Origin of the sequence: Glycomyces sambucus, assembly GCF_900102815.1 — a bacterium.
GTDB classification, from domain to species: domain Bacteria; phylum Actinomycetota; class Actinomycetes; order Mycobacteriales; family Micromonosporaceae; genus Glycomyces; species Glycomyces sambucus.
On the sequence record NZ_FNGF01000005.1, the window covers coordinates 471,855 to 498,496 of the forward strand.

Annotated in this window: 23 protein-coding genes, 1 tRNA gene and 1 pseudogene; 14 read left to right on the plus strand and 11 right to left on the minus strand. The window is 71.3% G+C overall.

The annotated features are described in order from the left end of the window. Window positions 1-34: 34 nt before the first annotated feature. Window positions 35-952, minus strand: coding sequence for a DMT family transporter (locus tag BLS99_RS17465; protein ID WP_091052536.1), 918 nt, complete (start codon window positions 950-952; stop codon window positions 35-37). Here BLS99_RS17465 and BLS99_RS17470 point away from each other — a divergent pair. Both BLS99_RS17470 and BLS99_RS17475 read left to right on the plus strand, forming a co-directional pair. Then, entirely contained in the window at window positions 951-2,357 is a 1,407-nt protein-coding gene (locus tag BLS99_RS17470) for an aminotransferase-like domain-containing protein (RefSeq protein WP_091052538.1), read from the plus strand. The genes BLS99_RS17465 and BLS99_RS17470 overlap by 2 nt on opposite strands. A gap of 69 nt (window positions 2,358-2,426) precedes the next feature. Then, window positions 2,427-2,684 (plus strand): hypothetical protein, encoded by a 258-nt coding sequence (locus tag BLS99_RS17475; protein WP_091052541.1) that lies wholly within the window; start codon window positions 2,427-2,429, stop codon window positions 2,682-2,684. 438 nt (window positions 2,685-3,122) lie between these two features. Here the strand turns inward: BLS99_RS17475 and bcp are convergent, their stop codons facing one another. After that, entirely contained in the window at window positions 3,123-3,596 is a 474-nt protein-coding gene (gene bcp, locus BLS99_RS17480) for a thioredoxin-dependent thiol peroxidase (protein WP_091052543.1), read from the minus strand. Window positions 3,597-3,860: 264 nt separating this feature from the next. Here bcp and BLS99_RS17485 point away from each other — a divergent pair, with 264 nt between their 5' ends. The 4 genes from BLS99_RS17485 (at window position 3,861) to BLS99_RS17500 (ending at window position 6,511) form a co-directional block, all read left to right on the plus strand. Then, window positions 3,861-4,571, plus strand: coding sequence for an energy-coupling factor ABC transporter permease (locus tag BLS99_RS17485; RefSeq protein WP_091052546.1), 711 nt, complete (start codon window positions 3,861-3,863; stop codon window positions 4,569-4,571). After that, complete coding sequence (locus BLS99_RS17490) at window positions 4,568-4,918, plus strand: PDGLE domain-containing protein (protein ID WP_091052549.1); 351 nt, start codon at window positions 4,568-4,570, stop codon at window positions 4,916-4,918. The genes BLS99_RS17485 and BLS99_RS17490 overlap by 4 nt, the downstream gene beginning before the upstream one ends. 82 nt (window positions 4,919-5,000) lie before the next feature. After that, entirely contained in the window at window positions 5,001-5,762 is a 762-nt protein-coding gene (cbiQ, locus tag BLS99_RS17495; protein ID WP_091052551.1) for a cobalt ECF transporter T component CbiQ, read from the plus strand. After that, window positions 5,741-6,511: an energy-coupling factor ABC transporter ATP-binding protein gene (locus BLS99_RS17500; protein WP_091052553.1), complete on the plus strand. Its 771-nt coding sequence runs from the start codon at window positions 5,741-5,743 to the stop codon at window positions 6,509-6,511. The genes cbiQ and BLS99_RS17500 overlap by 22 nt, the downstream gene beginning before the upstream one ends. Before the next feature lie 59 nt (window positions 6,512-6,570). On the opposite strand, the gene BLS99_RS17505 is transcribed toward BLS99_RS17500, so the two are convergent. Then, window positions 6,571-7,314 (minus strand): DsbA family protein, encoded by a 744-nt coding sequence (locus tag BLS99_RS17505; RefSeq protein WP_091052556.1) that lies wholly within the window; start codon window positions 7,312-7,314, stop codon window positions 6,571-6,573. Between the two features lie 69 nt (window positions 7,315-7,383). Between BLS99_RS17505 and BLS99_RS17510 the strand changes: the two genes are divergently transcribed. Then, the gene (locus tag BLS99_RS17510) at window positions 7,384-9,105 is read left to right on the plus strand and encodes a copper resistance CopC/CopD family protein (protein WP_091052558.1); all 1,722 of its coding nucleotides are present in this window, start codon (window positions 7,384-7,386) and stop codon (window positions 9,103-9,105) included. Window positions 9,106-9,148: 43 nt separating this feature from the next. Here BLS99_RS17510 and BLS99_RS17515 read toward each other — a convergent pair whose 3' ends face one another. Further along, window positions 9,149-10,009, minus strand: a complete 861-nt coding sequence (locus tag BLS99_RS17515; protein WP_218126582.1) for a TatD family hydrolase — start codon at window positions 10,007-10,009, stop codon at window positions 9,149-9,151. Window positions 10,010-10,361: 352 nt separating this feature from the next. Here BLS99_RS17515 and BLS99_RS17520 point away from each other — a divergent pair, with 352 nt between their 5' ends. Further along, entirely contained in the window at window positions 10,362-11,477 is a 1,116-nt protein-coding gene (locus BLS99_RS17520; RefSeq protein ID WP_091052561.1) for a hypothetical protein, read from the plus strand. A 47-nt stretch (window positions 11,478-11,524) separates the two neighbouring features. Here the strand turns inward: BLS99_RS17520 and metG are convergent, their stop codons facing one another. Then, entirely contained in the window at window positions 11,525-13,318 is a 1,794-nt protein-coding gene (metG, locus tag BLS99_RS17525) for a methionine--tRNA ligase (protein ID WP_176953408.1), read from the minus strand. Between the two features lie 186 nt (window positions 13,319-13,504). Between metG and BLS99_RS17530 the strand changes: the two genes are divergently transcribed. The 4 genes from BLS99_RS17530 to BLS99_RS17545 all read left to right on the plus strand — a co-directional run bounded on the left by BLS99_RS17530 (window position 13,505) and on the right by BLS99_RS17545 (window position 18,458). Further along, a complete protein-coding gene (locus BLS99_RS17530) occupies window positions 13,505-14,341 on the plus strand; it encodes a hypothetical protein (RefSeq protein ID WP_143034850.1) in 837 nt (278 codons plus the stop codon). Window positions 14,342-14,598: 257 nt separating this feature from the next. Continuing rightward, the gene (locus BLS99_RS17535; protein WP_143034851.1) at window positions 14,599-16,740 is read left to right on the plus strand and encodes a transglycosylase domain-containing protein; all 2,142 of its coding nucleotides are present in this window, start codon (window positions 14,599-14,601) and stop codon (window positions 16,738-16,740) included. 22 nt (window positions 16,741-16,762) lie between these two features. Further along, window positions 16,763-18,313, plus strand: coding sequence for a dolichyl-phosphate-mannose--protein mannosyltransferase (locus BLS99_RS17540; RefSeq protein ID WP_091052569.1), 1,551 nt, complete (start codon window positions 16,763-16,765; stop codon window positions 18,311-18,313). A 69-nt stretch (window positions 18,314-18,382) separates the two neighbouring features. Then, window positions 18,383-18,458: transfer RNA gene (locus tag BLS99_RS17545), tRNA-Ala, on the plus strand. A gap of 58 nt (window positions 18,459-18,516) precedes the next feature. On the opposite strand, the pseudogene BLS99_RS17550 reads toward BLS99_RS17545, so the two are convergent. Beyond that, window positions 18,517-18,831: pseudogene (locus BLS99_RS17550) on the minus strand (tyrosine-type recombinase/integrase); the annotation flags it as partial. A gap of 198 nt (window positions 18,832-19,029) precedes the next feature. Here BLS99_RS17550 and BLS99_RS17555 point away from each other — a divergent pair. Together BLS99_RS17555 and BLS99_RS17560 are read left to right on the plus strand one after the other, a co-directional pair. Next, complete coding sequence (locus tag BLS99_RS17555; RefSeq protein WP_143034852.1) at window positions 19,030-19,560, plus strand: phospholipase D-like domain-containing protein; 531 nt, start codon at window positions 19,030-19,032, stop codon at window positions 19,558-19,560. Next, window positions 19,526-20,047 carry an NUDIX domain-containing protein gene (locus BLS99_RS17560; RefSeq protein ID WP_176953420.1) on the plus strand — a complete coding sequence of 174 codons (522 nt, stop codon included), beginning with the start codon at window positions 19,526-19,528 and terminating at the stop codon, window positions 20,045-20,047. The genes BLS99_RS17555 and BLS99_RS17560 overlap by 35 nt, the downstream gene beginning before the upstream one ends. A gap of 440 nt (window positions 20,048-20,487) precedes the next feature. Here the strand turns inward: BLS99_RS17560 and BLS99_RS17565 are convergent, their stop codons facing one another. The 5 genes from BLS99_RS17565 to BLS99_RS17585 form a co-directional block, all read right to left on the minus strand. Continuing rightward, window positions 20,488-21,273 carry a hypothetical protein gene (locus BLS99_RS17565; protein ID WP_091052578.1) on the minus strand — a complete coding sequence of 262 codons (786 nt, stop codon included), beginning with the start codon at window positions 21,271-21,273 and terminating at the stop codon, window positions 20,488-20,490. A gap of 51 nt (window positions 21,274-21,324) precedes the next feature. Then, entirely contained in the window at window positions 21,325-21,585 is a 261-nt protein-coding gene (locus BLS99_RS17570) for a hypothetical protein (RefSeq protein WP_091052580.1), read from the minus strand. A gap of 575 nt (window positions 21,586-22,160) precedes the next feature. Then, entirely contained in the window at window positions 22,161-23,063 is a 903-nt protein-coding gene (locus BLS99_RS17575) for an alpha/beta fold hydrolase (RefSeq protein ID WP_091052582.1), read from the minus strand. A gap of 124 nt (window positions 23,064-23,187) precedes the next feature. Beyond that, window positions 23,188-24,936, minus strand: a complete 1,749-nt coding sequence (locus BLS99_RS17580; protein WP_091052585.1) for an ABC transporter ATP-binding protein — start codon at window positions 24,934-24,936, stop codon at window positions 23,188-23,190. Continuing rightward, a complete protein-coding gene (locus BLS99_RS17585) occupies window positions 24,936-26,621 on the minus strand; it encodes an ABC transporter transmembrane domain-containing protein (protein WP_176953409.1) in 1,686 nt (561 codons plus the stop codon). The genes BLS99_RS17580 and BLS99_RS17585 overlap by 1 nt, the downstream gene beginning before the upstream one ends. Window positions 26,622-26,642 lie beyond the last annotated feature (21 nt).

Genomic DNA, 26,642 nt, shown 5'->3' on the forward strand with positions numbered 1-26,642 from the left:
GGTCCGGCGGCCCCCGCTCCGGCGGGGGCCGTTCTCATTGCGGCAGGCGAGACCTGACGGCGAGGGCGGCGCAGCCGACGACGGCGAGGCCGCCGAGGACCGTGGGGAGGCCGAGCGGCTCGCCGAGCAGGAGCGCCGACCAGGCGATCGTCATGACCGGCTGGACGAGCTGGACCTGCGACACCTGGGCCATGGGCCCGAGCGCGAGCCCGCGGTACCAGGCGAAGAAGCCCAGGAACATGCTCACCGCCGCGAGGTACGCGAACGCGCCCCACTGGACCGGCGTGGCGTGCAAGGGCCCGGCGGCGAGCGCGAACGCGGTCGCGGCCGTCATCACCGGCGCGCCGAGGACCAGCGCCCACGAGATCGTCTGCCACGCACCGAGTTCACGTGCGAGCAGGCCGCCCTCGGTGTAGCCGACCGCGGCCGCGGCGACCGCCGCGAACAGCAGCAGGTCGGGCCAGCCGAGGCCCCCGAGGCCCCCGTTCCCCAAGGCCGCGAACACGACCGCGGCGACCGCGCCCGCGCCGGCGGCGAGCCAGAAGCGCGGCGGCGGGTGCTCGCGGGTGCGCAGCACCGTGACCGCGGCGGTCGCGGCGGGCAGGAGCGCGATCACGACCGCGCCGTGGCTCGCCGAGGTGTGCTCCAGCGCGAACGACGTGAGCAGCCCGAAACCCGCGACGACCCCGGCCGCGACGAGCACGAGCCGACGCCACTGGGCCCGGGTCGGAAACCGCTGCCGCGTGAACGCCAGGGCCCCGGCCGCGAGGACCGCGGCGATCACCGCGCGGCCCGCGCCGATGAACAAGGGGGACATGCCGTCGACGGCGATCCGGGTGAACGGCAGGGTGAGCGAGAACGCCGCCACGCCGAGCAGGCCCCACCACAGGCCCGCGCGCGTGCGCGATAGCGGAGGCGTCGCCAGCGCGGTAGCGCTACTGTTGTCTCTCATGTTCAACGATAGCAGTGCGCGGATCATTCAGGCCCTCCGCGAACGCATCGCGGCGGCGGCCCCCGGGACCCGGCTGCCGTCCACCCGCGCGCTCGTCGCCGAGTTCGCCGCGAGCCCGGTGACCGTGCAGAAGGCGCTCCTGGCCCTCGACACCGAAGGGCTCCTGGAGCGCCGCCCCGGCGTCGGCACGTTCGTGCGGGCCGTGCGCACCGCCCGGCCCAGCGACTACCGGTGGCAGACGGCCGCGCTCGGCGCCCCGCCCGCGCGCGTCCCGCGCCTGCCCACCGCGCTCAAGACCGCCCCGAACGACGTCATCGCGCTCCACTCCGGCTACCCCGACCGGGAACTGCTCCCCGAACGCCTGGTCCGCGCCGCGTTCACGCGGGCCGCGCGCGGCGACGCCGTCATGAGCCGTCCGCCCGCCGCGGGCCTGCCCGAACTCCAGCACTGGTTCGCCGCCGAACTCGGCGAGGACGCCCCCGCCGGGGTCGCGCCGCCGACCCCGAGCGACGTGCTCATCGTCCCCGGCAGCCAGACCGGGCTCAGCTCCCTGTTCCGGGTCCTCGTCGGCCCCGGCCGCCCGCTCCTGGTCGAGTCGCCCACGTTCTGGGGCGCGATCGTCGCCGCCGCGCGAGAGCACGTCGACCTCGTCCCGATCCCCATCGGCCCCAACGGACCCGACCCCGACGTGCTCGCCGATGCGTTCGCGCGCACCGGCGCCCGCGCGTTCTACGCCCAGCCGAACTTCGCCAACCCCACCGGCGTGCAGTGGACCCCCGGCCTCACCGACCGCATCCTCGACGTGGTGCGGGCCCACGGCGCGTTCCTCATCGAGGACGACTGGGCCCACGAGTTCGGGATCACCGCCGAGGTCCGGCCCGTCGCCGCCCGCGACGACAGCGGGCACGTCGTCTACGTCAGGTCCCTCACCAAGAGCGTGTCCACCGCCGTCCGGGTCGCCGCCGTCGTCGCCCGCGGGCCCGCCCGCGACCGGATCCTCGCCGACGCCCAGGCCGAGTCCATGTACGTCAGCGGCCTCCTCCAGGCCGTCGCGGTCGACGTCGTCACCCAGCCCGGCTGGCGCACCCACCTCAAAGGACTCCGGCACCAGCTCGCGGCCCGCCGCGACCTCATGGTCGCCGGCCTCGCCGAGCACGCCTCGCGCGCCCACCTCGAAGCCGTTCCCCAAGGGGGCCTGAACCTCTGGGTGCGCCTGCCCGACGCCACCGACCTCCTCGCGCTCGCCCGCGCCTGCGAGGACGCCGGCGTGCTCGTCGTCCCCGGCGACGAGTGGTTCCCCGCCGAACCCACCGGCGCGTACCTGCGCCTCAACTACTCCGGCCCCAACCCCGGCGCCTTCCCCGACGCCGCCTGCACCATCGGCCGCGCCCTCGGCGCCGATTGAGGCCGCCGCGTGGACTGCCGTTCACCTGCTATTCGCCTTGCGGCCCACTGGATCGCGGAGGTTCGGAGGATGAGTGCAGTCGATGAGGTGGCCCGGGTGGCGGCGCTGGCGCTGGCGGTGCAGCGGTCCGGAATGCTGCCGCTGGAGGAGCAGGCCGCACTGCTCGACACCTACCGCAGGGCCCGCGAGCGGGTGCTCCGGCAGGGGAGCGAGGACGCCGTGCGGCGCCTCGCCGAACTCGACAGTGCTGGCGGCGGTGCTGCCGGCGGTCCTGCCGGCGGTGCGCTCGACGGCGCCGAGGGTCCGAGGGTGCTCAGTCGTCTTTGAGATCCGGTCGAGGATCGCCGCATGTGATCCCCACATGCCGAGATCACGCCGCCGCGTCCTCGCGCTCTCGTCCGGCGGGACCGCCGCATCAGGTGAGACGACCGCCAGCGAGCGTGGTCGCACGGGCGCGGTCGACGCCCGGGCGCTCGGCATCCCGACCGCCGCCGGGACTGCACCGGTACGGCCGGACGGCCGGGCACGCACGACGACGGCCGGTCCCGAGGGACCGGCCCGTCCGCGCTGCGTTCACACGTTCCCGCATTCTTGCGTGCACACCTTCGGGTGACACGGCGGCTCGCGGGGCCGGTTTCTGTCGGACCCCGGCGGGAGGATGGCACCTTATGCTTCCCCGGGAGGGTGGGGGGTAGGGATGGTAGTACCACTACCCCACCCACCCGCCCTGCGGGCGGCGCGTCGCGGCCGTGCGGCCGCGACCGGCTACTCCTCGAGTCCGAGCTGCTTCTTCAAGCGCGCGACGTGGCCGGTGGCCTTCACGTTGTACTGCGCCGCCTCGATGTCCCCCTGCTCGTCGATGACGAAGGTGGAGCGGATGACGCCCGTGATGGTCCGGCCGTAGTTCTTCTTCTCGCCCCACGCGCCGTACTCCTCGAGCACCTTGTGCTCGGGGTCGGACAGCAGGGGGAAGGTCAGGCCGTCGCGCTCGACGAACTTCGCGAGCTCCTCCGGCTCGTCGGGGGAGACCCCCAGCACCGCGTACCCCGCGGCCTGGAGACTCGCGAGGCTGTCGCGGAAGTCGCATGCCTCCTTCGTGCAGCCGGGGGTCATCGCCCGCGGGTACGCGTAGAGGATCACCTTGCGGCCCTGGAGGCTCGACAAGGTCATCGTGTCGCCGGTGTCCGTGGCGAGCGTGAAATCCGGTGCCGAGTCACCGGCCTGAAGTCGTACGTTCACAGGTCGCAACCCTACCTTCCGTCCCTGACAATCCCCTGGGAGCACGCTCGACGCTCCCTGTCCGCGCCGACCCGCCCCGCCGGCCCGTCCCAATATGCGCCGTTGCGGTTGACGACCACCGCCCAGCTATTGCAAAATAATTGCAATAGCCCGACGTGGGTTGTTGATTCCAGCGTGGGCGCCCTGCATCCGGCAGGGCGGCCGCCGAACTCCCCGGACACCTCGAAAACTCCCCCCGGACACATACAGGAAGGCGCGCCGCCCGTGGAAGACCTCGCGCTGCACATCCCGACCGACGTCATCGACGGCCCCACGTCGCTGGGGTTCGCCCTGATCGCCGTGCTCGCCGTCGGATGGTGCACCGTCGCCGCCCGCCGCGGCCTCGACGAGCGGCTCGTCCCGCTCGCCGGCCTCGCGACCGCGTTCATCTTCGCCGCCCAGATGCTCAACTTCCCCATCGCCGCCGGCGTCTCCGGGCACCTCCTCGGCGGCGCGCTCGCCGCCGCGCTCCTCGGGCCCTGGCTCGGGGCCCTGTGCGTCACCGTCGTCATCGCGATCCAGGCGCTCCTGTTCGCCGACGGCGCCGTCACCGCCCTGGGCCTGAACGTCGTCAACATGGCCCTCATCGCCACCTTCACCGCCTACGGCGTGCTCGCCCTGGCGCTCAAGGTCCTCCCGCGCACCCGCTGGGGCCTCGGCGCCGCCGTCTTCGCCGCCGCGATCGTCAGCGTCGTCGCCGCCTCCGCCGGGTTCGTGCTCCAGTTCTGGCTCGGCGGCGAAGAGGTCGGCCAGTCACTCGGCGCGATGGCCGTGGCGATCCTCGGCACCCACGTGCTCGTCGGCATCGGCGAGGCCGTCATCACCGCCGGGGCCGTCACCGCGGTCGCCGTCGCCCGCCCCGACCTCGTCCACGCCCTGCGCGGCACCCCGCTCGCCCGCCCGGCCGCCACCCTGCCCTCGAAGGACGCCGCATGAAGAAGCTCCTGATCACCGGCACGATCGTCACACTCGTCCTCGCCGGCTTCGTGTCCCTGTTCGCCTCCGCCTCCCCCGACGGCCTCGAATCGGTGCTCCTCACCGGATGCGACACCGCCGACGGCGAGATCACCGGCGGCACCTGCGTCCTCCAGGCCGCGGGCGAGCACGAGATCGGCGGCGCCTTCGCCGACTACGGCATCGCCTTCCTCGACAACGAGGTCCTCGGCGCCTCCCTCGCCGGGATCCTCGGCGTCCTGCTCACCCTCGCCGTCGCGACCGGCCTGTTCAAGCTCCTCGCCCTCGGGAGGAAGCCCGCCGAACCCGCGAACGACGTGCAGGCGTGAGCGCCGGCAGGGAGGCGCACCCGGACACCGCGCTGCGGCGCACCGCCGCCGCGCCCGCGAACCGGCGCCCGAAGGACCGCCGGTGAACCCCGTCGACGGCCTCCACCGTCCCGGGGACTCCCCGCTCCACCGGCTCCGCCCGCAGGTGAAGATCGTCGGCCTCGTCGCCTTCACCTGCGCCATCGCCGCCACCCCGCGGGAGGCCGTGTGGGCCTTCGGGATCCACGCCGCGATCCTCGCGGGCCTGTTCGCGCTCGCCCGCGTCCCCGCGGGCTGGGTCGTCACCCGCAGCCTCGTCGAGTCCCCGTTCCTGGTCCTCGCGCTCGCGTTCCCGTTCATGGTCGAAGGCCCCGCCGTCCACATCGGCGTCCTCACCGTGTCCGAACCGGGCCTGTGGGCCGGCTGGAACCTCCTCGCCAAGGCCACCCTCGGCGTGTGGGCCGCGCTGCTCCTCGCCGCGACCACGCCCGTCGCCGGGGTCCTCGCCGGGCTCTCGCGCCTGCGCTGCCCCGAGATCCTGCTCCAGATCACCGCGTTCGCGATCCGCTACGCCCACCTCACCGTCGCCGAGGTCACCCAGATGCGCCTCGCGCGCCTCGCCCGCTGCGACGACCCCAGGTTCCTGTGGCAGGCCGGCGCCCTCGCCCGCAGCCTCGGCACCGTCTTCATCCGCTCCTTCGAACGCGGCGAACGCGTCTGGCAGGCCATGGCCGCCCGCGGCTACACCGGGCGCCTCCCGCTCGAAGTCGGCCCCGCCCCCGCCAGCGCCCGCCAGTGGTCCACCGCCATGGCGGTCCCCCTCGCCGCCGCGGCCCTCGCCGCATGGACGGCGGCGACCCTGTGAGCGCCCTGGACATCCGCGGCCTCGAGCACGCCTACCCCGACGGCCACCGGGCCCTGGACGGCGTCGACCTGCACGTCGAGGAGGGCGAGCGCGTCGCGATCCTCGGCCCCAACGGCGCGGGCAAGACCACGCTCATGCTCCACCTCGCCGGGCTCCTCACCGCCACCGCCGGCGAGGTCCGCGTGGGCGGCACCAAGGTCGGGAAGAAGACGCTCACCGAGGTCCGCCGCCGGGTCGGCATCGTCTTCCAGAGCCCCGACGACCAGCTGTTCATGCCCACGGTCGCCGACGACGTCGGCTTCGGCCCCGCGAACCTCGGCCTGCGCGGGCCCGAGCTCGCCGAACGCGTCGCCGCCGCCCTCCGGGACGTCGACCTCGCCGACCTCGCCGACCGCCCCCCGCACCACCTCTCGGTCGGCCAGCAGCGCCGCGCCGCGCTCGCCGGGGTCCTCGCCATGCGGCCCGACATCGTCGTGTGCGACGAGCCCTCGGCGAACCTCGACCCCGCGAGCCGCCGCGACCTCGCCGCGATCCTCCACCGGACCGCGCCGACGCTCCTGCTGGTGACCCACGACCTGCCGTACGCGCTCCAGCTCTGCGAGCGGGCCGTGATCCTCGACGCCGGGCGCGTCGCCGCCGACGCCCCCGTGGCCGAGGTCCTGGCCGACGCCGACCTCCTGGCCCGGCACCGGCTCGAACTGCCCTTCGGCTTCTCCCTGGAGACCGCCCTGGCGGCGCTGCGGCGCTGACCGGGGCACACCGCGAAGGGGCGCAGCCGGAACCGGCTGCGCCCCTTCACATGCGTCGGTCAGGCGGCGTCGATCGCGGCCTGCACCAGGTCGGCGAACTGGGAGTTGTCCTCGACCGTCGTGCCGTCGATCTTCGCGGTCGGGGTGCCGGAGACGCCGCCGTCACCGGTCGCCCACGCGGTGCCGTCCTGGACCCAGCCCTTGTAGGTCCCGTCCTCCACGCAGGACTGCCAGGCCGCGTCGAGGCCGACGTCGTCGGTGCCGATCGCGATGAGCTCCTGGTCGGTCAGGCCCGTGGAGTTCTCGGCGGGCTGGTTCTCGTAGAGCGCCAGCGTGTAGTCGAGGAACTGCTGCTCCCCGGCGTCGGCGGCGCACACCGCGGCCGCGGCCGCGCGCGTCGAGTACTGGGTGCCCGAGGAGAGCCGGTCGAGGATCGTGATCGGGTGGTAGTTCACCGTGACCGAGCCGTCGTCGATCCAGGACTGGAGCTGCGCGGCGTACGCGGACTCGAACTGGTTGCACGCGGGGCACATGTAGTCGATGAACAGGTCGACCTGGACCGGCCCGTCGCCGACCTGGACCCCGAACGAGTCGGTGACGGCCGCGGTCGGCTCGTTCACCTCGTAGTCGTCGCCCTGGCTGTTGTACCAGATGCCCCACCCCAGGAGCCCGCCGATGAGCACCACCGCGGCGCCGACGGACACCCACAGGAGGGTCTTGCGGCGGCGGGCCTCGGCCGCCTGCTGCTTGCGCAGGGCCTCGGCGGCCTTCCTGCGCTCGGTCTTCCGCTCTGATGAGCCCATGTGCCTCGCTCAGCCTTTCTCAGGTCCAACACTCGATTCACGAAGCGGATTCGAGTACGCTCAGCGGCGATGCCGTACCGCCTGAGCACCCGACGCCGCCCCTCCGCCCGGAGCCCCCGCGCCCGCCGCGGCGCGGCCCCCGGCCGGCGGCTCGCCGCCCGCCTCGCCTGGTCGTCGCTCGCGGCGGCCCTCGTCGGAGTGCTGTGGGCGTCGGCGGCATCGGCGCACGCGGCCGCCACCGAGACCACCCCCGGATCCGGGGCGGTCCTGGACGCGGCCCCGAGCGAAGTCGTCGTCGAGTTCAACGAACCAGTCACCCCCGTAGACGCGGGCACCGGCGTCGTGGCTCCCGATGGTGACCGAGCCGACACCGACGTGGTCCGCAGCGACGACGGCACGCAGATCACCATCACTGTCGACGCCGACCTCGAAGGCACCTACCTGGTCGGATACCGCGTCGTCTCCGACGACGGCCACCCCGTCTCCGGCACCTTCACCTACTCGGTCGCCACCGAGACCGAGGCCCCGAGCGCCGAGGCGCTCACCGCCGCCGGCACCGACCCGTTCGTGCAGGCGCTCCTGTACGGCAACCGCTGGTTCGGCTACGCCGCCTTGGCACTCGCGCTCGGCGCGGGCGTCCTCCTGATCGCCGGCGCCCGCCCCCGCGAGGCCGTCGCCCGGCTCGTCGCCCTCGGCCTCGCCGTGGTCGCGATGACCGCCGTCCTCGGCCTCCCGCTCCAGGCCGCGTACGAGACCGGCACCGGCGTCTCCGACCTCGACGCGGCCGGGCTCCAGTCGGTCATGCAGTCCAACATCGGCCTCGCCGCGCTCCTGCGGCTCCTGCTGGTGCTCCTGGCGCTGCCGCTCATGCGCGCGGTCGTCACGAGCACGGCCGTCACGAGCACGGACGACGCGGAGGCCCCGCAGCGCGCGGTCGCCGCCGGACTCGCCGGGGTCGGGCTCGCGCTCGGCGCCACTTGGCCGCTCGCCGGGCACCCGATGGCCTCCGACCCGGTCGTGGTCGCGTTCATCGCCGACTGGGTCCACCTCGTGACCGCGCTGGCCTGGGGCGGCGGCGTGTTCGCGCTGCTGGTCCTGGCCCTGCGCAAGGACACCGAGATCCCCGACCGCACCGCGGAGGTGTGGATCGCGCTGGTGCCGTGGCTCCTCGCGAACCTCATCGTCGCCGGGATCGCGTCGTCGCTGCTCCACATCGACTCGGTCGAGGCCCTGACGCAGACGCAGTACGGGCGCCTCGTGCTCCTCAAGTCCGGGATCCTCATCGCGGTCGTCGCCATCGGCGTGTTCACGCGCCGCGCGCTCGTGGGCCGGGCCGAGGGTCCGCGGCGCCTGCGGGTGATGGCCGGGGTCGAGACCGTGTTCCTCGCCGTCGTCCTCGGCGCCGTCGCGGTGCTCGTGCAGGCCGTGCCCGCGAAGACCGCGCTGCTGGAGGCCGAGACCTCCGCGGCGGCCTCCACGGAGACGGCGACGCTCGTGACGACGGACGTGTACACCGCGCAGGTCGTGCTCGAACCGGGCCGCCCGGGCGCGAACAGCGTCCGCATCCTCGCCGACGACCTCGAAGGCGCCGCCTTCGCGGCCGTCGAATGGGAGGCGGTCTACGGGCTCGAAGGCGAGGAGCCGCAGGAGCTGCGGCTCATCGAGCTGCGCACCGGCATCCTCGCGGGCGAGGCGAACCTCGGCGAGGCGGGCCGGTGGATCGTGGAGTTCACCCTGACCGACGCCGCGGGGAACACCGCCACGGCGACGGCCGAGATCGACGTGTCGTAGCGGCTCCCGGAGCCGGTCTTCCAGGGCCCGTCCGGAACCGGCGCTACTTCCAGTCCCCGAACGCGGCCTCGGTGTTCGCCCACAGCCGCTCGCACCAGGCCGTGAGGTCGCGCTCCAGGTACTCGGCGAGGAACCGGGCCGTGTAGTTGGCGAGCGCCGGGTGGTTCCGGTGCCCGCGCACGGGGATCGGGGCCATGAACGGCGCGTCGGTCTCGACCAGGACCAGCTCGGGCGGGGCCGTGGCGGCGGCGTCGCGCAGGTGCTGCGCGTTCTTGAACGTCACGTTCCCGGCGAAGCTCATGAAGAACCCGCGCCGCGCGCACTCCTTCGCGAACGCGGCGTCGCCGGAGAAGCAGTGGAGCACCACCCGGTCGGGGGCGCCGTCGCGGTCGAGGAGGGCGAGGACGTCCTCGTGGGCGTCCCGGTCGTGGATGACGAGGGCCTTGCCGCGCTCCTTGGCGATCGCGATGTGCGCGCGGAACGAGCGCTGCTGCTCGGCCCGCCCGGCCTCGTCGGTGCGGAAGTAGTCGAGCCCGGTCTCCCCGAGGGCCGCCACGCGCGGCAGCGCCGCGAGCGCGTCGATCTCGGCCAGCGCGGCGTCGAGGTCGTCCAGGCGCGGGGCGTCGTTGGGGTGCAGCGCGGCGGCGGCGAGCACGCGCGGGTCGGCGGCGGCGAGCGCGGCGGCCCAGTGCGAGGACGCGACGTCGGTGCCGACCTGGACGATCCGCGCGACCCCGGCGGCCTCGGCCTCGTCGAGGCGCGCGCGGACCTCGGGCGCGCCGGGCGCGGGGACCGGCGGCTCGTCCTCGTCGCCGAAGGTGTCGACGAGGTCGAGGTGGGTGTGGCTGTCGGCGACGGGGAACGGGAGCGGCTCGGGCGCCGGCGCGGGTTCGGATCGGTACACGCCCCAACCATGCCACGGATCACGCTCACCCGATCGGGTGATATGCGGCCGCCGCGCCCGGGTTCTTGTCGGACCCCTCGGCAATGCTGGCCGCTACGGTCCCCCTCCGGGTGGGTGGGGGCTCGGGATGGTATTCGCGCGTCTCAGCGACGGCCGTCGATGCCTCCGGCCCGCGAACTGCGCCGCGGACGGCCCGTAACACCTTCTTCATGTTCCGGACATGCGGGCCTGACAGGGCGCGCTTACGTTGGCGTGCAGCCCGGTCCATCGGCCACGGCCCCACTGCCACGACCCGACCGCCCACACCAAGGCGACACCGCCGTCGCACCCGCGCAGACGAATCGAGCCGCACATGACCCGCGACCTCGCGTCCCGCCGCAACCGCGCCGCAGCGCTCCAGCAACGCCGCCCCGCCGTCCCGGCCGAACCGACGCATCCCGAGACCGTCACCGTCGAATGGCAGGGCGAGCGGTTCCCCGGCGCCCCCTTCGCCGACGGGGCCGCGTGGGAGCTGTTCTCCGCGCTCCCGCGCCCCGACTTCCTCCCCAGCACCAGGCCCGGCGGCGAGTACCCGTACCGGGCCTTCGCCCACGCCAGCGAGGTGCTCCGCGACGGCGTCCCCGTCTCGGTGAACGACGCGCACGCCCTGACGGTGCCGCTCGCGCCCGGGATCGACCTCGCGTACGTCCGCCGCCTCACCCAGACCGCGCACCTGGAGCCGGCCGCGCGGGTCCTGCTCGACCGGGTCCGCTCCTCCGCGCCGCTCGCCCCCGGCGACCTCATGGAGCGGCCCGTCACGGCCGCGCAGATCGCCCGCCTCATGGAGACCGCCGCGGTCCCCGGCGGGTTCTGCTACCGCCGCAGAGACACCGCGCACCTGCGCACGCCCGCGTCGCGCTCGGTCCTCGGCGGCGAGTCCGAGCACGGCGAGCCGTGGGTGTACGCGCTGCGCTGGGCCGTCGCCGACCCCGCCGACTACCAGGCGCCGACCGCCCCGGACTACGAAGGGCTCACGGCGATGCCGTCCTCCGACCGGCGCGGAGCGCCCGTCCTGGGGACCGGGTTCGCGATCTCCTCGGCGCACCTGCTGCCCGAGCACGTCACCGCCGACCTCACCGACCTGCCGCTGCCCGAGGGCGCGTCCCTGCTGGGCTACAACGACAGCGGCGCCGAGGCCGAGCTGTTCCGGTACGGCGGCCAGCAGTGGACCCCCGTCCACGCGGCCGCGGTGCCGATCGCGGGCGTCGAGACCGGCCGGGCCCACCAGGTGCGCCGCGTCCTGCGCGAGGCCGCCCGCGCGGTCTGGAACGGCGTCCCCGGCTCGCTCGTGGACGCCGACGAGGACTGGGCGCGCTTCCGGCTCTCGCGGCCGAGCCCGGACGTCCTCTCGCGCACCGGCGCCGAGGCCGTGCGCCGCGGCGTCTACGAGAAGTGGGTCAGCCGCGCCGAGATCGCCCCCGCGGTCTGAGACGCGCAGCGGCCCCCGGCGAGAGCCGGGGGCCGCTCAGGCATCGCTTACGCGTTCAGCCGCTCGATCTCCTCGTCAACGATCGACGGGTCGAGCTTGGCGAACACCGGGACCGGCTTGTCCAGCGGCGTGCCCGGGACCAGCGGCACGGACTCCCACTTCGGGACGTCCGAGTAGTCGCCGGTGAGGACCGGGTACGGGCCGTCGGTCGCGCCCGCGCCCTCGTCGAGGTCGACGACCTCCTCGATGCGCGGCATCGGCGCGAACACGCCCTCGCCGCCGAGCAGCTCGTGCACCTTCTGCGAGGAGTGCGGCAGGAACGGGCTCATGACGGTCTTCAGGTCCGAGACGGCCTGGAGGACGGTGAACAGGACCGTGCCCTGGCGCTTCGGGTCCTCCTTCATCTTCCACGGCGCGGTGTCGGCCAGGTACTTGTTCGCGGCGGCGACGGTCTTCATCGCCTCGCCGATCGCGGCGCGGACCTTGTTCTGCCCGATGAGGTCCCCGACCGCGTCGAACGACGCCCGCGTGGCCTCCAGCAGCTCGCGGTCCACCTGCTCCAGCTCGCCCGGCTCGGGGACCGCGCCGAAGTTCTTCGCCGCCATCGCCACCGACCGGTTCACCAGGTTGCCCCAGCCCGCCACCAGCTCGTCGTTGTTGCGGCGCAGGAACTCCGCCCACGTGAAGTCCGAGTCCTGGTTCTCCGGGCCCGCCGCGCAGATGTAGTACCGCAGCGCGTCGGGGGAGTACCGCTCCAGGAAGTCCCGCACGTAGATCACCACGCGGCGGGAGGAGGAGAACTGCTTGCCCTCCATCGTCAGGAACTCCGAGGACACCACCTCGGTCGGCAGGTTCAGCCTCCCGAGCGCGCCCGGCTCGCCGCCCTTCGCGCCCTCGCCGTCGGCGCCCAGGAGCATCGCCGGCCAGATCTCGGAGTGGAAGACGATGTTGTCCTTGCCCATGAAGTAGTACGAGACCGCCTCGGGGTCCTGCCACCACCGCTTCCACGCCTCGGGGTCGCCCGAGCGCCGCGCCCACTCGATCGTCGCGCTCAGGTACCCGATGACCGCGTCGAACCACACGTACAGGCGCTTGTCCTTGCGGTCGACCCAGCCGTCGAGGGGGATCGGCACGCCCCAGTCGAGGTCGCGCGAGATCGGGCGCGGCTGGAGGTCGTCGAGCAGGTTCTTGGTGAACCGCACGACGTTCGTGCGCCAGCCGGTGCGGGTGTCGAGCCACGCGTGCAGCGCGTCGGCGAACGCCGGCAGGTCGAGGAAGAAGTGGTCCTCCTCCACGAACTTCGGGGTCTCCCCGTTGATCCGCGACTTCGGGTCGATGAGGTCGACCGGGTCGAGCTGGCGCCCGCAATTGTCGCACTGGTCGCCGCGCGCGGAGTCGAACCCACAGTGCGGGCACGTGCCCTCGATGTAGCGGTCGGGCAGCGTGCGGCCCGTCGACGGGCTGATCGCCCCGAGCGTCTTCTTCTGCAGGATGTACCCGTTGCCGTAGAGCGTCGCGAACAGCTCCTGCACCGTCTTGTAGTGGTTCCCGGTCGTGGTGCGCGTGAACAGGTCGTACGACAGGCCCAGGGCGTCCAGATCCTCGACGATGATCCGGTTGTACTTCGCGGCGGCCTCCGCGGGCTTGAGCCCCTCCGAGTCGGCCTGCACCAGGATCGGGGTGCCGTGCTCGTCGGTCCCCGAGACCATGAGCACGTCGTGACCGCGCATGCGCATGTAGCGGGCGAAGACGTCGGCGGGGACCCCGAATCCCGCTACATGTCCGATGTGCCGGGGGCCGTTGGCGTAAGGCCAGGCCAGCGCGGTCAGTACGTGAGTCATGGGCCTTATGGTATCCGTCCCGCAGAATGGACGGCCGCCGTCCGACCTCGACCGCCAGGTCACGGGCGGTCACCGCCCGACCCGTGCCCCGGGGCGCGGCCCGCGGGCGCCGCCGGGGTGGACGCCGACACACTATCCCTGCGCGATTGCGCCCGGCTTCGGTGATTCGGTGATGCAATAACCGGTATGTCTGGAACACACCGCGCGGCAGATCCCCAGCCCCAGCCCGCCGGCTACGACGACGGCCGCGGGACCCCCGTGCCGGAGGTCCCGGCCGCCTACGGCGCCGACGGCCGCAGCGCCGGCCTCGAGCACATCGGCCCTGATCACAACGGCCCTGATCCGGTTGGCCTCGATCCCATTGGCCCTGAACCTATTGGCCCGGTCGACTGGGACCCCGCCGCCGAGCAGCCCCGTCCCGTCTCGCAGCGCAGCCCCCTCGGCTCACAGGCCGAGGGCATGGCCGCGATCCGCGCCGTGTGGGAACGCGCCGCCGAATCCGAGAGGCGCCGCCCCGCCCGCCCCGGCCGGCCCCAGCGCCGCCGCGAACCCAAGCGCCTCGGGCCCGCGCTCCTCGGCGTCCTCGTCTGCGCCTGCCTGCTCATGTTCTTCGCGTGGGCCGCCGCGCCCGCGCTGTGGATCAGCATCGGCCACGCCGACCGCGGCACCGTCGCCGTGACCTCCTGCCAGGAGGGCTTCGCGCCCGCGTGCACCGGCGTGTTCACCGCCGACTCCGGGTGGTCCAAGCCGCTGTCGATCACCGGCGAGGCGGCCGCCGCCGACGTCGGCACCGAGCTCGCCGCCCGCGCCACCGGCCCCGGCGCCCACTCCGCGTACGTCGGCGGCACCGCCGGGCTGCTGCTGCGCTGGGCGCCCGCCCTGGTGCTGTTCATGGTGGCCGCGTTCGCGCTCGTCGCCGTCTCGGGCGCCACGCGCCTGTACGACGGGCGCTCCGCCGCCGTCGGCCTGTGCTGGGCCTTCGCCGGTGCGGTCCTCGCGGCGGCGCTCGCCTTCGCGTGGTGAGCGGCCGAACGGCCCGCCGCGCCGCACCCGCGGTCCGTCCCCGTCTCGTAGCAGCCGGTGCATGATCGCGACCGGCGGCGCGCCAAAGGGCCGGACGAGCTGTAATCGCCCCCACCCGGGAGGACTGCGTCAGAACCGTCCACCCGGCGCGTCGTAGAGTTGGGGCGCCCCCGGAACTCCGCCTGAGTCGGCGCGTTCACCGCGCCCAACTGAATTGACCGTTCCTACCCCGTTGCGGGGCTCCTCGGGAGACAAGCGTGAGTGATTCTTCGAAACCGGTGGCGCAGACCTGGTTCGGACCCATCACCGCCGTGCAGCGCCGCGCCATGTTCGCGCTCGTGCCGGTGGCGGTGGCGTTCGGCCTCGTCGTCGGACTGGCGTTCCTGCCGGTGACCAGCGGCATCGGCGGCCTGGCCAAGGTCGGGTCCGAGGCCGTCCTCGACCTGCCCGACGAGCTGACCCTGCCCCCGGCGCCCGAGTCGTCCACGCTCTACGCCGCGGACGGCGAGACGGTCATCGCCACGTTCGGCGACCAGTACCGGGTCCAGCTCGAGTACGACCAGATCCCCGAGTCGGTCATCGAGGCGCTCGTCGCCACCGAGGACTCGAACTTCTTCGAGCACAACGGGGTCGACCCCGAAGGCGTCATGCGCGCCCTGGTCACCAACATCGCCGACGGCGGCACCTCCGAGGGCGCCTCGACGATCACCATGCAGTACGTGCGCCAGGTGCTCTCCTACACCGCGACCACCCCCGACGAGGTCGCCGCGGCCAGCGAGGTCACCATCGACCGCAAGGTCAAGGAGATGGGCTACGCGCTGGCCCTCGAAGAGGAGATGCCGAAAGAGGACATCCTCACCAACTACCTGAACACCGTGTACTTCGGCAACGGCGCGTACGGGATCGGCGCGGCCGCCCAGGTGTACTACGGGAAGGTCCCCGCGGACCTGACGGTCGCGGAGTCGGCGATGCTGGTGGGGCTCATCCAGTCCCCGAGCGTGTACGACCCGATCAACGGCTCCTCCGAGGCCGCGACGGCCCGGCGCGACCACGTGGTCAACCGCATGGTCGACGTCGGCTACCTCACCTCCGACGAGGGCACGACCGCGAAGGAGGAGGCGCTCAACCTGAACCCGCAGGACGCCAACAACACCTCCGGCGGCGCGATCGACTCCGACTACGGGTTCTTCGTCGACTACTTCGAGAAGTGGTGGGAGCAGCAGGAGGACTTCGGCGAGACCGAGGAGATCCGCAAGGCCCGCCTCTACCGGGGCGGCTACGAGATCACCTCGACGCTGAACACCGAGTTGCAGGACGCCTCGCAGGAGGCGGTCGAGGACCAGCTCGAGACCGGCTCGGAGTACGCCCTCGGGTCGGTCGTGGTCGAGCCGGGGACCGGCGCGATCGAGGTCATGGCGGTCAACCGCGAGTACTCCAACGACGTGTCCGACAACGGGCCCAACACCGCGAACGACGAGTACAAGGGCTCCTACCCGAACACCACGAACCCGCTGCTCAGCGGCAACTCGGACGTCCCGGGGTACCAGGCGGGCTCGTCGTTCAAGATGTTCACGATGCTCGCGGCGCTCGAAGAGGGCCTGCCGCTGGACACCACGATCTACTCGCCGTACCAGTACACCTCCGAGTACGTCGTCGGCGACGGCGCGGCGTCGTGCGGGAACTACTGGTGCCCGAAGAACGCCTCGGCCTCCGAGGTCGGCGACTACAACATGTGGACCGGCTTCGGCGAGTCCGTGAACACCTACTTCGTGCAGCTCGCCGAGCGCATCGGGGTCGAGAAGGCCATCAACGTGGCCGAGCGGCTCGGCATCAAGTTCCGCAACCCGCTCGACCTGAGCCACGTCGAGAACTACCCGGAGACCTACGGGCCCTTCGTTCTCGGCGTCACCCAGACCACGCCGCTCGACATGGCCGCCGCGTACGCGGCGCTGCCGGCCGACGGGGTGTACTGCAAGCCGATCCCGGTGCACTCGGCGGTCACGAACTCGGGCGGCACCATCGCGTTCGAGAGCGAGTGCGACCAGGCGATCAGCGTCGAGGTGGCGCGCGCCGCCGTCGACGCCGCCCGCTGCCCGACCGGGTACGGGGCCGCCGCGGGCAACTGCACGTGGGGCACGGCCGAGCAGGTCAGCGCCGCCGTGGACGGGCCCGTCGCGGGCAAGACCGGGACCACCGACTCCAACTCCACCAACTGGTTCGTGGGCTTCACGCCGAACGCCGCCGCGGCCGCGTTCGTCGCCGACCCCGACAGCCCGCAGAACTTCGTGGGCGACGGCAACCTCGGCAAGCCCGCCAACGCGGTCGCCGACATCCTGGCGGCCCAGTGGGAGATCAACGGTGAAGGGGACTTCACGCCCCCGACCGAGCTGGTGCACTGAGGGTGACTCTAGACTCGGGCCGGTGAGCGCCACCGCAGTCCGGCCCGAGCAGCCGCCCGCCGCCTGGCGGCCGACGCCGCTCCCCGGCCCCCTCCCCGCCGTCCGGGCGCGCCTTGCGAGCACCCTGCCGGACGACTCCCGCCGCGCCCTCTGGGTGACCCTCGCGGTCACCGGGATCGCCGCGGCCCTGCGACTGATCGGCCTGAACCACCCCAAGGGCCTGATCTTCGACGAGGTCTACTACGCCCAGGACGCCCACTCGATGCTGTCCCACGGCGTCGAATGGGACGCCGGGACCACGGGTTCGGCGTACGTCGCGCACCCGCCGTTCGGCAAGTGGCTCATCAGCCTCGGCGAGATCGCGTTCGGCTACGACGAGGTCGGCTGGCGCATCGCCGCGGCCGCCGCGGGCATCACCGGCGTCGCGATCCTCATCCGCCTCATGCGCCGCCTCACCGGCTCCACGCTCCTGGGCGGCACCGCCGGGCTCCTGCTCGCGGTCGAGGGCAGCCACTTCGTGCTCTCGCGCACGTCGCTGCTCGACATCTTCATCGCGACGCTCCTGCTCGGCGCCATGTACTGCATCGTGCGCGACCGCGACTGGCGCCGCGCCGGCTGGCTCGCCGCGATCGAGGACGGCCTCGACGTTCGCCGCCGCCGGCCCCGGCTCGGCGTCCCTTGGTGGCGGATCCTGTGCGCGGTGCTCCTCGGACTCGCCATGGGCACCAAGTGGTCCGCGCTGTGGTACATCATCGCCGCGATCGTCCTCTACATCGTCTGGGACTGGCGCCTGCGCGCCGACGCCGGGGCGCGCAAGCCCTTCCGCGACACCGTCATCTACGAGTTCGGCCAGAACCTGTGGTTCGGGGTCCTCGCGGTCGGCGTGTACGTCCTGTCGTGGACCGGCTGGTTCCTCAACGACACCGGCTCCTACCGGCACTGGCTCGCCGAGCAGGGCCGGAGCGAGCCGCCGGTGCTCGGCGCGCTCGTGAACTGGTGGGAGTACCACCTGAGCGTCCTCAAGTTCCACGAAGGGCTCTCCTCCGAGCACGCCTACCAGTCGTGGCCGTGGCAGTGGCTGTTCGACCTGCGGCCCGTCGTCTTCTACTGGAGCTCCGACGTCGACTGCGGCGCCGCCGACTGCGCCGCCGAGGTGCTCCTGCTCGGCACGCCGCTGCTGTGGTGGGCGTTCGTGCCCGCGACCCTCGCCCTCCTGGCGTGGGCGGTCGCCAAGCGCGACTGGCGGGCCTGGTTCCTCCTCACCGGCCTCGGCGCGGGCATCATCCCGTGGTTCTTCTACCCCGAGCGGACGATGTTCTTCTTCTACACCGCCCCGGCCGTCCCGTTCTTCATCGGCGCCGTCACCTGGGCCCTCGGCCTCATCATCGGCCGCCACCGGCGCGGCGAAACCTCCCTGGCGTCCCCGGAGCGCCGCCTGACCGGCGCCCTGATCGCCGGGGCCTTCGTCGCCGTCGTCGTCCTGTGCTTCGCCTACTTCTGGCCGATCTACACCGGCGACGCCCTCCCCAGGGACGAGTGGCAGGCGCGCATGTGGCTCGACTCCTGGATCTGACCGAGTAACCCGGCCCACACAACGCCCGCGCGGGCCCCTCCCGGAGACGTGCTAATCTTGTCGCCGCAAGGGGCTTTGGCGCAGTTGGTAGCGCGTCTCGTTCGCAATGAGAAGGTCAGGGGTTCGAATCCCCTAAGCTCCACCAGGTCAGGGCCGGTTTCCCATCACGGGGAACCGGCCCTGAATGCATTTACAGCAGCGATTTACAGCAACGCGTATTCGCCACTTCCGAGGCTGTCGCCGAGCTTGCGCAGCGCCTCCCGGGTGGCCTTGTCGGACGCCTGCGCGTAGACCTCCATCGTGACCTTGAAGTCCGAATGCCGCATGATCGCCATGACCACCCGGGGATGCACGTCGAGGTCCACCAGGAGCGTGGAGCAGGTCCGCCGGGCGTCGTGCACGGTGATCTTCCGCAGCCCCGCGTCGGTCAGATGCCGGGTGAACGAGCGCAGGAAGTTGCGAGGGTCGATCGGGGTCCCGAACGCCGTGGTGAAGACCAGCCCGGACTCATGCCAGGCCCCGAGGAGCTTTCGCCCAAGATCGCCGAGGTTCTCGACCTCCCCCTTCTTGAGGTGCGAGAGGGCCTGGGATTCTGGGTTCCCAGTGACGCCGAGCTGGAAGAGCTGCGTTACCACACCGATCCGACCCAGCTCAGCGACGAAGTGCTTATTACAGAGTTGATGCAGGGTGTGCGCAGGAAATCTACGAGAGAGATCGTGGACGCGTATGCCCGGCGGGCTGAGGTGCCCGATGCTCTTTGGAATCGACTCATCAGTTCAGCGCGAACTGAGATCGTTCTCGCCGGTTACACCAACTACTTCTTTTGGACCCAGCAGCCTGGGTTTGAAGAGACCCTTGCTAGCAAGCTCGCCGATGGTGTGCGGGTTCGGATCTTGCTCGGCGATCCAGACGGCGACGTAACCCGCCACAGGGAGAACATCCAAAATGGGCCCATGTCGTTGAGTAGCCGCATCCACATGACCCTTGCCGCTGTTCAGCGGCTTGACACCTTCGGCAACCTGGAAGTTCGCTTCTCGGAGCGCAATGCTGAAGCTCACGCGCTGTGCTCGGTCTTTCAGTTCGATCGTGAAGCCCTTGTCTGCGAGAGTATCGGTAACGAGATGGGGCATAACTGGCTTACGCTCCATCTGAAGAAGTTGGAGGACGGAGGGCCGTTCCAGCGCTACATGGAGCACCTTGAGTTCCTGTGGGATGGCGCCAGAGTGTGGGAGCCGTCGGAAGCCTGATCGCTGGGAGGACGCCGTGTCGAGGATCGACCACATCAACAATCCTGATGCACCTCCTCCCAACAGCGTGGTGCCCTCAGCGGTGGCGTTCATCGAGAACGAGCACGGTGAGGTCCTACTCATCAAGCGGTCCGACAACGGCGACTGGGCACTTCCTGGTGGGGCACACGACCTCGGCGAGATCATCGAAGACGCCGCCGTCCGTGAAGCCAACGAAGAGACCGGCCTCGACATCGAAATCACTGGTCTGATCGGTGTCTATACGAACCCCAACCACCTCATCGAGTACGGCGATGGCGAGGTCCGTCAACAGTTCTCGCTGAACTTCAGGGCGACAACTGTTGGCGGCGAGATCAAGACATCGAGCGAGTCGACACAGGTCCGTTGGTTCGGACCCGGCGATCTTGACGGCCTCTCGATCAACTCGGGGATGCGATTGAGAATCCGGCACGGGTTTGAGCATCGAGCAACCCCGTACCTCGGTTGATCGGCTTCAAGCGACTTCCGCGAGGGGCAGCCGCAGAGACCCAGCCCGGCAGGGCCTGTGAGAACTTTCTATACATCTTCAAGGCGGCCTTGCGGCCGCTGCCGCGTGGCAGGCCTGCGGTCCGGTCCTCGGCCGGCCACGGCCCAGGGGACGCCTTAAACACGGGAAAGAAAGGTTCCGGCCGGAACCCTTGGCCGGGGACCCCTGCGGGCGCGCGCTCAGGTCGGATTGAGGGCGATCCCTGCGGGCCCGCCCTGTCGCTTGGGCGAGCGTATCGCGCGCCCGCCCCGGCCAATGAACCCGACCTTCTTGACACGAATGAAGATAGGTTTACCTCGATGTTGCGGGACCTCAACCTCGATCTTATCCTCACGCTAAGGCAAAAGCGCTGTCAACGTTCAATTAACAGCGCATTGACTGAGGGCTTGGATAGTGGGTGGCTATTGATCCATTTCATCACCGAGTTCCAGCAATGAATTCGCCACCTCAGGTGGCATGACGGTCGACCAGATGATTTCTCCTGACGACGGTTCCATGTCTGCCAGAGGAGACGGCTCGGGAAACCAATCGCCAGGATCGATTCCAGGAACACTGGCAAGAAGCACTGCAAAAACCTCAGGGTACAATACGCCTTCAGTCATGATGGCAAGAAACGACTCGTGTCCTTCATCCGCGCGTACCAATGCCTTGAGTCGGTAATTTTGGAACTCAGCGATCGCGAGGTCACCGCTTCTCAACGACATGACAATTAGGCGGATAACAAGTTGCTTCATCTCACGTTTCCAAGCAACGGCCTGCTCTGCCAGGAGCCGGTTCCAGTCCCAGTCCTGCGGGAGAAGATGCTCGGTTGAAACAAGCGTCCCCTTAGTACATTCCCTTGCTAGGCATGCGTAGAAGTCCCGCTGTGGACTGTCCGCCTGTCGGTGACCTGCTGCTCCGAGCCACCAGGTGGCAACTCCCGGCGGCAACCTGCCGGGCAGGTCGCCGCCGCGCAATTGAGTAACCACGGCTCTCTTGGTTCCGGTTTTAACCTTGAACCATATGCGATCTTTAAGCGAGGCAATCCGCTCGGCGCCTCCGGTGTCCCGTCTTGCCGGAATTGTCTGAGCTGCGATAACAAGAGAATCGTTTATTTCTTCGAGGGGTTGCCCGAGGTCTGGCGCCTTCAAGTCGAGATCATCAAGGCACCTCTTTGTCGGACGCACACCATCGTGAGCCTCAGTCATACTTAGATGTTATAGGGCCCTGTAATGGTGTGACCACCGGGTGCTGCCCGGTTACTCAGGCAAACCCCCGAGGTCATTGAGGTCATCGAGGCTCAGTCCAGTGACAAGAGAGATGGCGGCTGCATCGGAGCCGTTGAGTTGCCCAAGTGCAGTCTTGATGCCAGCGTTGATTTCATCACGGTGTGTGTCGATGTACTCGCGAACGGCGGCTTCAACCACGTCTTTTTTGGTACGCGACATGAAATGAGCTGCGTGGGACACGAGTTCATCGGTCGAGGCGTCTACCTTGATAGGCGCAGTGGCGGCAGCCATGACCGAACTCTCCTTGGAATATGCGAGCAATCTGTCTGGTACCACAGTACCAGCATCTACCGCCATGGCCTAGCTTTCAATGTTGGCCGTGTCGCGTTCGAAGGCGTCGCCTACAGGGCCCACCGGCGTCTGTTTCCGCAGCTCAGCCGCTATGGAGTGGTGGTAGAGGGGCTCCTGGGTGGAATATTCACAACCCAGGTGCGGGTGATGAGGATGATGTTGTTGGGGAAGTATAATCGGACAGGTGAGCCAATACTTGAGTCTATCGCTCAGTTAATTCCATTTGATTCGATTTTGGGCACTGTCAGGCTGCGAAGCAATGATTTCTTTTCAGTGTCACCCGGACGGGCTCTGATGCTGCCCAGAAGCCTTCTTTGCTGTACAGCAGCAAAGTACAGCAACCGTCGAAACCGAAGCTGGACAGGAACGGCTCTGACCAGCCTTGATGCACCTCGGATGACCCCTATGGGCCCCGGTGCGGCTTGTTCGCAATGAGAAGGTCAGGGGTTCGAATCCCCTAAGCTCCACAACCGAGGCCGGTCTCCCGTGAGGGGGACCGGCCTCTTCTCGTTGCGTCAGGCGGGAACCGGGATGCGGCGGAGGTCTTCGGCGGTCGTGGCGTACGGGAGGCCGCGGAAGTCGTTCTCGCCGCCGAAGAAGCGGGTCATGAGGTCGACGAGCTGGGCCGGGCGCTCCAGGTGGATGAGGTGGTCGGCGCGGGCGAACTCGACGTACCAGCTCTCGGGGCAGGTGAGCGCGAGGTCGCGGCACAGCTCGGGCGGGGTGAGGTGGTCGTGCTCGCCGGTGGTGAACAGGATCGGGGCCGCAGGCGGAATGGACGGGTCGATGAGCTGGCGCGACAGCAGCCGGTGCGTGTTCGCGATGAACTTCGCAAGATCGGCCTCGTCGGCGGAGCCGAAGCGCATCGACATGATCCGCCGCACCACGGCCTTGCCGGCGATGTCCGGCTCGGGGCTCATCAGCGCCTCGATCGCGGCCGGGCCGAAGCGCTCGCGCGGGCCCGACTCCGCCAGGGCCACCGCCGAGCGCATCATCGGCCGCGACTCGAGCGGGATGCCGCCCATCGTCCCGGCCAGGACCATCCGGCCGATCCGGTCCGGGTGCGTCTGCGCGAGCCGGTAGCCCACCGAGGACCCGTACGAGCCCGCGAACACGTGGACGCGCTCGATCCCGAGGTCGTCCAGGAGCCGCACCAGCGCCTCGACCGGCACGTCCGGCCCCACGTAGGGCGGCAGCAGGTCCGCCTCGCCCCAGCCGGGCAGGTCCGGGCACAGGACGTCGGCCGAGGCGAGCATGCCCTGCTCGACGCGGCCCCAGTCCTCCTTGCGGTGCAGCGCACCGCCGATGAGCACCACCGGGTCCAGCACGGGCGCCTCGGCGCACGACATCCGCGACCAGTACGTGTAGCTCGCCCAGCGGTGCTTGCGGACGTGCGGGGGAAAGGTGGTGCGCGGCATGGAGGCTCCCGTTCCAGGTTCGCGGCGCGGGCGCCGCAGGTACGGGAGACCACCTTAGTGTCGTAAATGCGAATTACTGGTATTTTGTGGCGCGGCTACGCGTATGTCCCTCGATCAGGTGGGTTCACGCCGCGACGCCCTTCCACGCCGTGTACAGCTCCGCGTAGACCCCGCCCGCCGCCAGGAGGTCCGCGTGCGGGCCCTCCTCGGCGATCCGCCCGTCCTGGACCACCGCGATCCGGTCGGCCGACTCGGCCGCCTGGAGCTGGTGCGCGATCGCGATCACGGTGCGGCCGTGGAGGGCCGCCGCGAGGGACGCCTCCACGTTCCCGGCGCTGCCCGGGTCGATGCCCGCGGTCGCCTCGTCGAGGATCACCACGTCCGGGTCGGCCAGGATCACCCGCGCGAGCGCGAGCTGCTGCGACTCGGCCAGGTTCAGTTCGTGGAACTCCTCGCCGAGCATCGTGTCCAGGCCCTCGGGCAGGTCGGCGGCCCAGCGGGCGTCGACGGCGGCGAGCGCGTCGAGCAGCGCCCCGTCGCCGGCCTCGGGCGCGGCCAGGTTCAGGTTCTCGCGCAGGCTCGCGGTGAACACGTAGTGCTCCTGGGTCACGAGAATGACCTTGCGGCGCAGCACCTCCAGCGGCACGTCGGCCACCGGCACGCCGCCGAGGGTCACCGACCCCGAGCGCGGCCGGTCGATCCCGGCCACCAGGCGCGCGATCGTGGACTTCCCGGCCCCCGACGGGCCGACGACGACCAGGCGCTCGCCGCGCCTGGGGTGCAGGCTGAGCCGGTGTAGCACGTCGGGTCCGTCGCCGTACCCGAACACCACGTCGTCCAGGCGCACCTCCGAGCCCTCGGGCGCGGCGTCGCGGACCTCGTCGGGCATGAGGTGCACGCCCTCGACGCGCGCCATCGCGGCCCCGCCCATCTGGAACTCGCTGAGCGACATCATGGACCGGAACACCGGCCCGTCGAGGCGCAGCGTCAGCATCGCCACCGCGACCACCTCGCCGACGGTGACCCACCCTTCGAGGTACCACAGGCCGCCGACCACCGTGACCACGACGGCCGGGGTCAGGAACGTCAGGTCCGTCGCCGGGAAGAACCAGGTCTGGAGCCGGATGATCCCCTTGAGGCGGTCCATGTGGGTCGCGGCCCGCGCGTAGCCCGCGTCGCGCCGCTCGCCCTGCATCCGGTAGGCCGCCACCGTGGTCGCCCCCGACGCCGAGGCCGTCGCGGTCTCGGCGATCTCGCTCATCGCCGCGCGCTCGCTCAGGAACACCGGGCTCGCCAGGCGCAGGTACCGGCGCCCCGCGAGCACGAGCATCGGCATGCCCGCGAGGAACAGGAACCCGAGCCGCCAGTCCACGACGAACGCCGCCACGATGATGACCGCGCCCTCGATCATCGCGACCGCCACCTCCGGCGCGGTCTTGCGCAGCAGCTCGGCCACCGCGCCCACGTCGCCGGAGGTCCGGGTCGCGAGGTCGCCGGTCCCGGCGCGCTCCACCGTCCCCAGCGGCAGCCGCAGCACCCGGTCGACGAACGACTCGCGCAGGCGCGCCGCGGCCCGCTCGCCGAGCCGGTACCCCAGCCTGCGGCCGGTGCGCATGAGCACGAGCTGGAGCACCACGCACGCGACGATCGCGCCGCAGATGACGTCGACGCGGGTCGCGGTCCAGCCCGTCCCGATGCCGTCGATGACGGCCCCGAGCATCACCGGCAGGGCCGCCCCGGCCCCCGCGGCGGCCACGTACAGCAGCAGCACCGCCGTGAACGAGCGGCGGTCGGCCGCGACCAGGCGCTTGATCGCGCCGGTCATGGCCGCCCGGTCGGCCACGGGCAGGCGGGTGTTGTCGAAGGCGCTCATCAGGACTCCTGCCTGGACGTGAGGGACCGGTACTCGTCGTGCGCCGACAGCGCGGCGTGCGAGCCCACGGCGTGGACCTTGCCGTCCACGAGCCACGCGACCCGGTCGGCGCGGGCCAGCCACAGCGGCGACGCCGACACGACCGCGGTGGTGCGCCCCGCGCGGGCGGCGGCCACGCGCTCGGCGATGAGGTTCTCGGTGTGCGCGTCCACGGCACTGGTCGGCTCGACCGCGAGGAGCACCTCGGCGTCGGCGGCGAGGGCCCGCGCGAGGCGCAGGCGCTGGCGCTGGCCGCCGGAGAGGTTCCGGCCGCCGTTGGTGATCTCGCCGTCGAGGGTGGACCCGAGGCTGGAGTAGACGTCGCCCGCGCCGGCGGCCTCGATCGCGGCGAGCGCGAGCGCCGGGTCGACGCGGAGGGTCTCGCCGAGGGACTGCGCGAACAGGTAGTCCTCGCGCAGGAGCAGGACCCGCTCGCGGACCTCGTCGAGCGCGAGCGCGTCGAGGCGGGTGCCGCCCCATTCGGCGCCGGACTCGCGGTACCGGGCCAGGCGCTCCACGGCCGCCTCGGCGGGCTTGGCCTCGGCGCTGACGACGACGGTGAGCTCCCCGGGCGCGATCGCGAGCCCCGACTCGGGGTCGCGCAGCGGCCCGGCCGCGCCGGTGCCGTCGTGCGCGTCGGCGATGTCGCTGCGGGTGGCGAAGAACGCGGTGAGGCGCCGGGACGCGACCTGGGCGGCGATGACGGCCTGCGCCATCCCGATCATCGCCCCGGAGTGCTGGGCGACGAGCGCCGTGACGCCGAACGCGGCGGACAGCTCCCCGATGGTGATCGACCCGTTCAGCGCCAGGCGCGCGCCCACCCACGTGACCGCGGCGATGAGCGCCAGCGGCAGGCTCGTGCGCAGGCCCTGGACCCACGAGTCCGCGGTGGCGACCCCGTATCCGGCGTCGCGCAGGTCGGTCGAGGCGTCGCGGTAGCGGCGCGAGAACTGCTCCTCGCCGCCGACGCCGCGGAGCACGCGCAGGCCCCCGACCACGTCGGACGCCTGCCCGGTGAGGGTGGCGACCGAGGACCGGTAGGCGATCTGGTGGTGCTGGAGGCGCCCGAGCACGGGGCCGACGACGAAGCCGATGACGAGGACCCCGCCGAGCACGACCAGCCCGAGGGCCGGGCTCGCGTCCCACAGCAGGACCGTCCCCAGGACCATCATGACCACGCCCATCCAGCCGAAGCCCAGCTGGAAGATGAACGACCCGGTCTTGTGGGCGTCCTGCGTCGACAGGTTCACCATCTCGCCCGACGACACCGCGCCGCGCACGCCCGTGCCGGCCCGGTTCAGGTGGTCGGTGAGCCGCTCGACCGTGCGCACCCGGGCCCGCGACTCGGCCATGAACAGCGCCCGGTAGCCCGCCACGAACACCCACGACGACGCGATCGCGACCCCGCCCAGGGCCAGGCCCCACGGCAGCAGCGGCTCGGCGGTGCCCGCGAGGAGCACCTCGTCTATGATCCGCGCGATCGTCCACGGCAGCAGCACCCACGCCGCCCCCGAGACGCTCAAGAGCACGAACCCGAGCGCGACCGGACCGGTCTGCTCCTTCGCGATGTACAGCAGGTACCGCCACGGGTCGGCGGGGATGTCGGCGGGGGACAGCCTCGGAGGGCGCAGCGGTACGGGCTTCACAACTCTCAAACGTAAGCGGGC

Bases quoted from the DNA above. Each gene is read 5' to 3' on its own strand.
- BLS99_RS17510 (WP_091052558.1), top strand. From the start codon at position 7,384: ATGCCGTACCGCCTGAGCACCCGACGCCGCCCCTCCGCCCGGAGCCCC.
- BLS99_RS17565 (WP_091052578.1), bottom strand. From the start codon at position 21,273: ATGACTGAGGCTCACGATGGTGTGCGTCCGACAAAGAGGTGCCTTGAT.
- BLS99_RS17560 (WP_176953420.1), top strand. From the start codon at position 19,526: ATGGCGCCAGAGTGTGGGAGCCGTCGGAAGCCTGATCGCTGGGAGGAC.
- BLS99_RS17520 (WP_091052561.1), top strand. From the start codon at position 10,362: ATGACCCGCGACCTCGCGTCCCGCCGCAACCGCGCCGCAGCGCTCCAG.
- BLS99_RS17530 (WP_143034850.1), top strand. From the start codon at position 13,505: ATGTCTGGAACACACCGCGCGGCAGATCCCCAGCCCCAGCCCGCCGGC.
- BLS99_RS17570 (WP_091052580.1), bottom strand. From the start codon at position 21,585: ATGGCTGCCGCCACTGCGCCTATCAAGGTAGACGCCTCGACCGATGAA.
- BLS99_RS17470 (WP_091052538.1), top strand. From the start codon at position 951: ATGTTCAACGATAGCAGTGCGCGGATCATTCAGGCCCTCCGCGAACGC.
- BLS99_RS17490 (WP_091052549.1), top strand. From the start codon at position 4,568: ATGAAGAAGCTCCTGATCACCGGCACGATCGTCACACTCGTCCTCGCC.
- BLS99_RS17465 (WP_091052536.1), bottom strand. From the start codon at position 952: ATGAGAGACAACAGTAGCGCTACCGCGCTGGCGACGCCTCCGCTATCG.
- BLS99_RS17475 (WP_091052541.1), top strand. From the start codon at position 2,427: ATGAGTGCAGTCGATGAGGTGGCCCGGGTGGCGGCGCTGGCGCTGGCG.
- metG (WP_176953408.1), bottom strand. From the start codon at position 13,318: ATGACTCACGTACTGACCGCGCTGGCCTGGCCTTACGCCAACGGCCCC.
- BLS99_RS17580 (WP_091052585.1), bottom strand. From the start codon at position 24,936: ATGAGCGCCTTCGACAACACCCGCCTGCCCGTGGCCGACCGGGCGGCC.
- BLS99_RS17500 (WP_091052553.1), top strand. From the start codon at position 5,741: ATGGACGGCGGCGACCCTGTGAGCGCCCTGGACATCCGCGGCCTCGAG.
- BLS99_RS17575 (WP_091052582.1), bottom strand. From the start codon at position 23,063: ATGCCGCGCACCACCTTTCCCCCGCACGTCCGCAAGCACCGCTGGGCG.
- BLS99_RS17505 (WP_091052556.1), bottom strand. From the start codon at position 7,314: ATGGGCTCATCAGAGCGGAAGACCGAGCGCAGGAAGGCCGCCGAGGCC.